This window comes from Microcystis sp. M083S1, from assembly GCF_020246405.1.
GTDB classification, from domain to species: Bacteria; Cyanobacteriota; Cyanobacteriia; order Cyanobacteriales; family Microcystaceae; genus Microcystis; species Microcystis aeruginosa_C.
The window spans coordinates 1-9,549 of the sequence record NZ_JADBTB010000199.1 but is presented as its reverse complement, the minus strand read 5'-3'; the positions used below and the strand labels follow the sequence as shown (position 1 = coordinate 9,549).

Below are 9,549 nucleotides of genomic sequence, written 5' to 3'. Positions count from 1 at the left end.
GGAGATGCTACCGTTTCTGTAAAAATTTTGGGATTATGAAGAAGATATTTAATCTTTTAATCAACCTTAAACTATTTACTTTTCCTAATCTCCACAATTACGATGCTTTTTCATGTCTTATTTGAAAACGCTATATTGGCTGTTTTTAAATGTTGTAAGCGATTTCTTAAATCCTTAAAAATGATCTCTCCATAACGGCTGCGCTGTGGTTTGACAAAAAACCTTGCTCCCAAAACTAGAAGCCCAAATATACAGATGAGAAGTAAACCAACGGGCTTATCGCGAGAAATTCCCACCGCCATTTTGCACAAGCCTATTCCTAGAAGAATAACCACAATCAATGATGGATAAATTTGCGCTTTCAATGCTTGGGCATCGCTCAGAAACAAACCAAGCTGTTCTAGGCGGGAACGAATGCTATCTTTCATTCCTGTAGACTTCTGGAAAACCTGTTTAATTGCCCCATCAGTGGCCAAAATATCTTGGGCGACCGCCTTTTCTACAGGATCGGTAATAGCATCGATCTTTCCTGTCACCACCAGTTTGTCTTGTGTTCTTCCAAATGGTGATTTTTCTTTTAATACCTCCACATAGCCTTGTTTTACCAAACTGGTAATTGCGGCCATAATCAGGCGATGATTGCCACCCGCCAAGAAAGCTATCTCGTAAGTATTTAAATCAGGTTGCTGATTTATATTACCGCTAACTAGGCAGAGGGAAAAACGTAGCCAGGCTGCCAAAGCGATTCCCATCACTACTAGGAAAATATAGAAGGTTAAAAATTCCGGACCTGTAAAATTGATTGGGTTAGGAATTTGGGAGATTATCTGACAGCTAGTTATCATCAGCGAAAGGAAGACTAAAAAGGTAAAGATGCCTATTTTTCGCAGTTGTGGTTTCAAGAAGATTGTCAAATTAGGTTTTGACAAAACCCAGCTTTGTTGACTGTTGATCCGGATAAAATGCAAATCTCGCCCGAATCGGTCTTTGGGTTTAGGCCAAATATCTATTGGAGGAATATGTCCAAAAAACTGTTCGTAACTTTCTAGCGTCTTGCTATACCAACTGCCAAATTTTAATTGCTCGGATGAACCCCCACGAGTCGGCTCGTGATGTAATGTGGTTTGCAAAATTTTGGGACAGAACTCTTGCCAGTACAATCGCGTATAGGTCAGATGTAAATGCCAAACTTGATCGATTTGGTCGGATGGCGTGACCGGATGTCCTGCTGCAACGGCTAGAAATATAAACTTTTTGTATTCCTCGATCGCTCTCTGAGTATAGCCTAAGGACCAGCCGTTATCTTTTGCTAATCGTTGGCTGAAAGATAATTGACTATCTGGCCGATCCAAGGCAAATGCCTGAATTCTTTTGTATAGCTCTATCTGTTGAAAGTTCATCGTCCCTAATGGGCTATCCATAAACCGGGCCTCCCGAAAAAAACTGTTTCTAGTCGTTTATTTAGGCTGAAGAGGCTTAACTATGCGTGAAGTTTAAATTTCTTTACAAAAAGCTGGATGCCAACTATCCCTCTTTCATCTGGGCAATAAGTCTCGGAAACCGAAAAGAAAGTTGAGGAAACTGACAGAACCGGTTAGGTGAGGATAAAATACCAGTGGTCGCTTTAATATCACCTGAATAGTCGGTTTTTTGTGTCTTTCCCGAGACTATCGGCTGCTCCCACTGGTTTGCTGTTGTTTGTTGTTGTAATCCGAGGAAATATAGTTCTTGCGTTCCCAAGCGCCTGAACTGCATTTGTCTCTATAGTAAAAATTGTAACAGACAATACCCATTTTGTGTAAAAAAAAGTAAACAATTTGGTAAAAAATTATTTTTTGCGGTAATCCTCAACCCTCTGAGGACAGCCCCAGATTACCGTTTCCTGTTTGTAAACCACCATACCTGGCTTGGCACCCTTGGGTTTATAGACGTATTTGGGACGGGTATAGACGACGGGAACCTGTTCACTATGGCGAGCGCGGCTATAATAAGCGGCGTAATCGGCGGCAAATTGCAGATCGGCGGCTTCTGGAACTGTACCGGGGGTTAAACGGAGTAAAACGTGACTACCAGCGATTTCTTGACTATGAAACCAGATATCGTAATCGCTGGCGCTACGAAAAGTTAGCCGATCATTTTGACGGTTATTTCTGCCAATCCATAATTCTACTCCAGAGGGAGTAGTAAAGCGCATGGGTTCGGATTCTTTATTATTCGCCCGATTACGCCGGTAATTGCTTTCTAGATACTTCTGTTGGATTAATTCTTCTTGTATCTCGTCTAGGGCCTCTAAATCTTCGCTGCTGCTATAATTTTCTAGTTGACTTAAACTCGATCGCACTTGTTCGAGATAATTAATTTCACTGACCACTTCCTCTAATAAAGGTTCCACCGCTAACCGCGCTCTTTTTAATTTCTGATGTTGTTTATAAAAATATTGGGCATTCTGCACGGGATTTCTTTCGGGATCGAGAGGAATAATTACAGGGTTTCCTGTCTGGAAATCCGCCAAAGTAATGCTAGTCATTCCCTGCTGTATTTGTTGCAGATGGGCCATTAATAAATCTCCCTGCTCTTTATAGCGATCAGCATGAGCGGATTCTGCTAGTCTTGTTTGAAATCCCGCCGCTTTAGTTTGCAGTTTAGTCAGTAAAGAGGTGACTTTTTGGTTTAATTTTTGCTGTAGTTGTCGAAAACTTTCTTGATTAATTTGGTCGCTATAATAACGGTTTAATAATTCTTGAACATTTTTAGCCGCTGCCAGTATCTCCCCACCGATCACTGTATAACCTTCTCTTGTCCATCCGGGTTGAAAGGTTTTATTTTCCAGCATTTTTAACCATTCTTGCCAAGCTGAAAAGAGCTTCTCCCAATCAGTATTCTCTAACTGATCCGTGTTTAATTTCGGGTTAATCTTGGCTTTTTGCAACAGCGATCGAGCGATGACTGGACTAACCCCACGATAGGTACTAACTAACTGTTTTTCGAGAGTTTTAGGGATTAAACTAACCCTAGCTTGCCAACTGCTCAAGGATTCTTCTAAACTGGGATCTGTGGCCAATAAAACGGGCGGTAGTTGATAGATTTGTCCCGTTTGTACGGTGCGAACACTAGACTGGGTGGCATTGACTTGATGGGCAACGGTGACAATTTGCCGATCGGCATCTGTTAAAATCACATTGCTATATTTGCCCATAATTTCTATATACAAATGCCACAGCGCCGGATCATCGGGACGTTGGGCAAATTGTAGATCGATGACTCTTTCCCACGGGGCAACAAATGCTAATTTTGTTAGCGCAAAACCATTGAGTTGATGACGCAATTGATCGCTGAAAGTGAAGGTATCTGGGACTTTTGGCGGTGGATCACCAATATGCAGCCGCGCTCCTTGGGGATGCCAAGAAATAATTAACCATCCCTTGCGATCGAAGGTTCGTAAATAGAGGGCGATCGTTTGGCGATCAATTTGATACACTTGTTCTAGTCTCGCCGGCAGCCAAGTGGCGGCAATTTCGGCACAAGTGGCGCTGAGGGTGGTAAAGTCTACGGATTGCATTTTCAGTTATCAGTTAAGTAGCTGGTTATAATTAAATTAAAAATAGATTTTAGGTTTGATCCCCCCTGCCCCCCTTGATAAGGGGGGTGCCGATAGGCGGGGGGATCTACCCTTGATAAGGGGGGTGCCGATAGGCGGGGGGATCTACCCTTGATAAGGGGGGTGCCGATAGGCGGGGGGATCTGAAAGTTTTTAATACCTACCTACTTATCAGTTATCAGATTTGAGTTTTAAGTGGACAGTTGCCGTTTTCTCTTCACTGATTGCTGATTACTGTTCACTGAAAAGCCACCTAACCTCGATCACCTTTTTACTTTTTACTTTTATAAAAGGGTTTTTTAACGACGGTAGCGGGGTAGGTGCTGCCGCGGATTTCCACTTCGAGCGCCTGTCCGATCGCGGCGAAAGGTGTGGGAAGATAGGCTAAAGCGATCGCTGTGTTTAAGGTTGGTGATAAAGTGCCACTGGTAACTTTACCCACCGCTTCCCCGGCGAATACTACCGGATAATCGTGACGGGCGATATGTTTGCCGGACATCTGCAATCCCACCAAGCGCCGATTCACACCATTAAGTTTTTGGTCTTCAAGGACATCACGACCGATAAAATCGCCTTTTTCTGGCAGATGAACCAACCAATTTAAGCCAGCCTCTAGGGGACTCGTGCTATCGTCGATATCCTGTCCATAAAGGGCTAAAGCTGCCTCTAAACGCAGGGTATCCCGCGCCCCTAAACCGCAGGGAGTCACCCCTAAATTTAAGAATTCCGTCCAAAGTTGCTGTCCGATTTCAGGAGGGGCCATAATTTCAAAGCCATCTTCTCCTGTGTAACCGGTCCTAGCGATAAAAACTTTTTCCCCGAAAAGCTGGCTTTCCCAGTGATTAAATAGGCCAAAATCGCTTAATTTTTCCCCGATCAAGGGCTGTAAAATTGTCGCCGCCTTGGGTCCTTGCAGGGCGATTAAGACCCTTTCTCGGGATAAATCCTTTAATTTTACCCCCGATCCCTCTAAATTGCCTAAAATCCATTCTCGATCTTTATCGGTGGTTGAGGCATTAACAATTAATACGCCTTGGCTTTCGCTTTGGTAGTAAAAGATAATATCATCGATTATGCCACCGTCTGGGTTAAGTAAAACGCTATACTGTGCTTTTCCTGCCCTTAAACGGGCTAAATTAGAGGGAACTAGGGTTTGGAGAGATTGAACCAGATTATCGCCAGTTAAGATAAATTTGCCCATGTGGGAAATGTCAAACATCCCCACACCATTGCGGACAGCATTATGTTCGATTTTTAAGCCGCTAAACTGTATCGGCATCTCCCAACCCGCAAAAGGGGTAAATTTGCTGGTTTGTTGGGCAATTAGGTCGTATAAAGGGGTACGAATAGCGGGGGAAGTTGCTTCTTGGTTAGCCACGGTGATCTCGATCGAATGGTTTTCTGCCTAGAGTAGCATAGCAGTTATCAGTTATCAGTGACCAGTTATCAGTTATCAGTAACCAGTAAACAGTAAATAAGTAGGTAGGCGTTAAAAATTATCAGACACCACCCTTATCAAGGGGGGACTAAGGGTAGGGTTGATTCATGAATCAACCCTACTATGAATCAAGCCTAGGACTAAGGGGGGATCGAACCTAAAATCCATTTTTAATTTAATTATAACCAGCTACTTAGTAAACAGTAAACAGTGATCAATCATACTAAATCCGTTGAGTACAGGCTAGTTATGCGGAGAAGCAGTCATGCAAGAGGCACTCATGCAAAGGGGAATAAATAATCAGTTTTTAATAACTGGATTTAGTATCACTATCCACTGATAACTGATAACAAAGGCCGAAACTAAAACCTAATTTGTTAAGCTAAAAGCTTTGATGTACTTAGTTTATAACCTTCTTTTTAGGTAGGAGAATTGCCAGATTCTTTCTTTTGCCCCTTGCTTTCAGAAGCTGATTACTGAAAAAGTTCCCCACTTCATAATTCATAATTGATAATTCATAATTCCCACTCCCTTAACCTTTCTCGCACTCTGTCAATGGGAATTGCGAAACCGCAGCCCAATCTAACGGCATTTTCTAGGGGTTTAGGAGTGGAGGGATTATCACAAAATAAACTCGCTTGAGAAATCACTCCCACCACTTGATTTTTATCGTTTAAAACTGGACTTCCCGACTGTCCAGAAACGACAAACATGGACAAACTTAAGGATTTTTCGTTATTATCATTAACCGTGCCTTTGCTGACAGTCCAATCTTTTTGATTAAAAGGATTACCGATCGAGATTACCGGTTGATTAGGGGCAATTGGTAGGGGCGCTAAAGCTAAAGGTTTTAAATCTGGGGGAGGATTTTTTACCTCTAATACTGCTAAATCGAGCCAGTCGTTAGGGGGGGTAATGTGGAGAATTTTAGCTTTTGAACGCTTGCGTATTTTTCCCTGGGGTGGTTGACTATAATACTCGACAAAAATGCGCGCCTCTGCATCGATTTCTTGACGGGAATTCGTCACCACATGACGGTTAGTCACGATCCAAGCTCTATCTTGATCTCGTTTTAATAACCAACCAGTGCCGATCCCATTGTTATTTTTGCCGCGCACGACAATTTTAACAATTGAGCGTTTTAAATTCACCAGAGGATCACTCTTAACACTGGGAATTATCTCTGGCATTTTTAATAATTCGGGATTGTCGTGAATTAATCGCCCCCGTTGGATTTCCTGTAAAATAAATCTAGCTTCTGATAAATTGGGATCGATTTCTACGGCTTGCCGACACCAATTTAAACCCTCATCGATCTGACCGCTATTGATATAGGTATAACAAAGATTTTCGTAAATATTAGCATTCTTGGGGCTAATTTGCCGCGCCTGTTGAAAAACTGCCATGGCTGCCCCTAGTTTGCCCTGTTCTGCTAAAGCTTTACCTAGATAATTATAAATATCCCCATCTTTAGGGGCGTAAATTAAAGCCTGTCGATATATTTGCTCTGCTTGCTGCCATTTTCCCTGTTTTCCTAGGGCTTCTCCTAATTTTTTGTAGATTTCACCCTGACTAGGTATCAATTCTAGAGCTTGCTCATAGGCATAACTGGCCTCTTGCCAGAGTTGCTGTTCACTGTAGGCCTTTCCCAGATAAAAATAGGCTTTTCCCTGACTAGGATCGAGAAAAACCGCTGCTTGCAGAGCTTTCGCCGCCTCATCCCAACGTTGTAAGCTATAGAGGGCTTTTCCTAGCTGAAATTGCCCTTTAAAAGTTGGTTTAATCATAATTGCTTTTTGGTAAGCATCGATCGCCTCCGACCATTTTTCCTCTTGCGCGAAGATATCTCCCAAAGCTACTAAATGATTACTTAGGGAGGGTTCCATCGGTGGTTTATCGTTAACTATAAAGCCACGATTATATGCTTGTAAGGCTTCAGAATAGCGTTTTTGACTTTGTAAGACCTGAGCGATTTTTATATGGGCTTGGACTGAATTTTCGTGAAAAGATAAAACTGTTCGGTAGGCAGACAGAGCCGATTCCTTCTCCCCCGCGGCCAAAAGTTGATCTCCTTGCCAGAGATAAGCCAAGGCAATAAGATAAAAAATAGCAAAGGGAGCGGCGACGATGAAGGCAATAATTAAAAATATTTGCAGGGGTTTGCTAGAATAGCGGCGACCGATTTTAATGTCTTTTCTTTTCATTTCTTGGTTAGGATAGACAACAGGCTAGAGGTGGTTCGATAATCGACCTAGACCAATTTAGATGCGCGGGCCGCTTATACATATTTTTCCCCTTTCCTGTTGCCCTTTCCGCAGTTCTAGCCCTCCTTCTTTCTGGGGTGTGGATGTAATTTTGTCCAACTACTTACCGATTACTGCTGCAAGCGCCGGGTAGGATTAACATAGCGTCACCGAAGGAATAAAAACGGAAACGCTCTTGGATAGCTGCTTGATACAATGCCAGTAGTCTTTCCCGTCCGACTAAGGCACTGACTAACATCATCAAACTGGACTTGGGTAGGTGAAAATTAGTGATCATGCCGTCGATAACTCGCCATTGATAACCCGGATAGACAAATAAATTCGTTTTTCCCTGAAAAGCGGTTAATTTCTCGCTCTTAGTTTCTTTAATTGCCCCTTCCAAGGCGCGAGCTACCGTGGTCCCCACGGCGATAACCCGGCCACCTCTAGCCTTTGTTTGGGCGATTTTTTCGGCAGTTTCGGCGGAAATCTGCAAAAATTCTTGGTGCATTAGGTGTTCTGTAATATTTTCCACTTCCACGGGGCGAAAGGTTCCCACTCCCACATGAAGGGTGATATAGGTGGTATCTATACCCTTCTGGGCGAGCTTATGGAATAATTCGGGAGTAAAATGTAATCCGGCCGTGGGAGCGGCCACAGAACCCTGTTTATCAGCGTAAACTGTTTGATAACGGTCTTCTTCCGCCTCCGATTCGGTGACGTAGGGGGGGAAAGGAATATGACCGTACTCCTCCAACATATCCCAAAAACTGCGTCCGGGATGACGTTGAAATTGCAGCAGACGACCAGCAGTGTTCAGATCTCGATCGATTACTTTCGCTAACCATAATTTTTCTTTGTCTTCCGTTCGCCCTGTTTTCGGATAAAAAAGGACTTCTGAACCGACTTTAAAGCGTTTTCCCGGTTTCACTAGAGATAACCAAAGATGGTCATCTTGTTCTTCTAATAGTAATATTTCTACGGGGGCGCCCGTGGTTTTACGTCCAAATAAACGGGCCGGAATCACGCGAGTATCGTTGAAAACCAGCAAATCCCCCGACTCTAACCAAGTGGGTAAATCCCGAAAAATAGCCACATTATGACTATTGGGAGAATCTACCACCAAAAGACGGGAACTGTCTCGGGTTTCTGCGGGATTTTGGGCAATTAACTCCGGAGGAAGGTGATAATCGTAGCTGGAGAGTAATTGATCGGGGGTCATCGTCATTGTCATCATAAAAATCTTCGCAAAAGTTGGGTAATTCTACCCAGGCGAACTTCACTGAATCGGGGATTTCTCCCCTTGGTATCGAGAACGGTTTATCGTCAGACTTAGAGATATAACACTAATCGTGACTATTAGCCAATAGCCCGGCGGCCACTATGGACTATCTCTATTTTCTTGCTAATGCTAGTTTAACGCTACGAGTCACCGAATACCTGCGATCGATGACTCATCTGCCTTCCTCCGTGATGACGGTTATCCATCAGATTAACGGTTGGGTGGTCAAGGTAAAGTTTAATCAAATGCTCACTCCTTGCCAACACGGTGATTTTCGCGCCTACATGAATGAGTTAGGGATTACCTATCAACCGGAAATGCGTCTCCAGATGGTTTTTTGGAGTTTGGAAACGGGACAATCTCCTATTGATGTCATGCGTCGTTATCAAGTGGCGATTGTGTCCCATGGTACCCCGGATCAGCAAGATATAGAGGCTTTTCGTCAACAATTTACTAAGGGTTTAGGATACTGTCCGGAAACTCTGGCCTAGGGTTTATTTTATATCGGGATGCTCTTCGAGGGAATAAAGCTGCTGCGTCACTTTCCCGCAGAAAAAATAGTTTTCTGGTAAAGAAATATTTAAAATCGATTAATTTGGCATCATTTATGATCTAGGGGTTAGCCCCCTGTTCAAAGGGTAGCTGAATATTTAATCCGAAGGAATTTTCCCGTCCAGCATCTTCATTCCCTGCTTGCATGATGCCACCCCCAGCGCCAGTTAACACCATAAAACCGTATTGACTGATACAGCGTGCGAAGTCCACTGCCAGACGGTATTCACTGCTGTGGGGTTTGATGCGTGCCGAGCCAAAAATGGTAAGTTTACGAATGTGACGGTAGGGGTAAAATAGTTACTAATTCTGTACGCAAATATTGCATCTAGAATTAGCTTTGTACGCTTTGACCCGTACTGGGTTAACTACGAACCTCTCTATCGGATTCCCGCTAAAGGCGGCCTCTCCGACTACCTTTCTTCCAATATTTAAG

The 9,549-nt window shown here is 43.3% G+C and carries 6 protein-coding genes and 1 pseudogene; 1 reads left to right on the top strand and 6 read right to left on the bottom strand.

Going from position 1 to position 9,549, the window contains the following annotated elements; genetic code table 11:
* Nucleotides 1-110: 110 nt before the first annotated feature.
* From IM450_RS18210 to queA, 5 genes are all read right to left on the bottom strand, one after another.
* Nucleotides 111-1,421 carry a TIGR04222 domain-containing membrane protein gene (locus IM450_RS18210; protein ID WP_287665651.1) on the bottom strand — a complete coding sequence of 437 codons (1,311 nt, stop codon included), beginning with the start codon at nucleotides 1,419-1,421 and terminating at the stop codon, nucleotides 111-113.
* Nucleotides 1,422-1,828: 407 nt separating this feature from the next.
* Nucleotides 1,829-3,559, bottom strand: coding sequence for an Rqc2 family fibronectin-binding protein (locus IM450_RS18205; RefSeq protein WP_002802150.1), 1,731 nt, complete (start codon nucleotides 3,557-3,559; stop codon nucleotides 1,829-1,831).
* A gap of 310 nt (nucleotides 3,560-3,869) precedes the next feature.
* Entirely contained in the window at nucleotides 3,870-4,976 is a 1,107-nt protein-coding gene (gene gcvT / locus IM450_RS18200; protein ID WP_287665647.1) for a glycine cleavage system aminomethyltransferase GcvT, read from the bottom strand.
* Between the two features lie 575 nt (nucleotides 4,977-5,551).
* Nucleotides 5,552-7,240: a serine protease gene (locus IM450_RS18195; RefSeq protein WP_287665645.1), complete on the bottom strand. Its 1,689-nt coding sequence runs from the start codon at nucleotides 7,238-7,240 to the stop codon at nucleotides 5,552-5,554.
* Between the two features lie 163 nt (nucleotides 7,241-7,403).
* Nucleotides 7,404-8,501, bottom strand: coding sequence for a tRNA preQ1(34) S-adenosylmethionine ribosyltransferase-isomerase QueA (queA, locus tag IM450_RS18190; RefSeq protein ID WP_287665654.1), 1,098 nt, complete (start codon nucleotides 8,499-8,501; stop codon nucleotides 7,404-7,406).
* A 161-nt stretch (nucleotides 8,502-8,662) separates the two neighbouring features.
* Here queA and IM450_RS18185 point away from each other — a divergent pair, with 161 nt between their 5' ends.
* Entirely contained in the window at nucleotides 8,663-9,052 is a 390-nt protein-coding gene (locus IM450_RS18185) for a hypothetical protein (RefSeq protein WP_002796539.1), read from the top strand.
* 28 nt (nucleotides 9,053-9,080) lie between these two features.
* On the opposite strand, the pseudogene IM450_RS18180 reads toward IM450_RS18185, so the two are convergent.
* A pseudogene (locus tag IM450_RS18180) lies at nucleotides 9,081-9,413 on the bottom strand (LOG family protein); the annotation flags it as partial.
* Between the last annotated feature and the right edge of the window lie 136 nt (nucleotides 9,414-9,549).

What these genes read in the sequence shown, in the direction of transcription:
- IM450_RS18210 (WP_287665651.1), bottom strand. Translation starts at nt 1,421, where the DNA reads ATGGATAGCCCATTAGGGACGATGAACTTTCAACAGATAGAGCTATAC.
- IM450_RS18205 (WP_002802150.1), bottom strand. Translation starts at nt 3,559, where the DNA reads ATGCAATCCGTAGACTTTACCACCCTCAGCGCCACTTGTGCCGAAATT.
- IM450_RS18195 (WP_287665645.1), bottom strand. Translation starts at nt 7,240, where the DNA reads ATGAAAAGAAAAGACATTAAAATCGGTCGCCGCTATTCTAGCAAACCC.
- queA (WP_287665654.1), bottom strand. Translation starts at nt 8,501, where the DNA reads ATGACCCCCGATCAATTACTCTCCAGCTACGATTATCACCTTCCTCCG.
- IM450_RS18185 (WP_002796539.1), top strand. Translation starts at nt 8,663, where the DNA reads ATGGACTATCTCTATTTTCTTGCTAATGCTAGTTTAACGCTACGAGTC.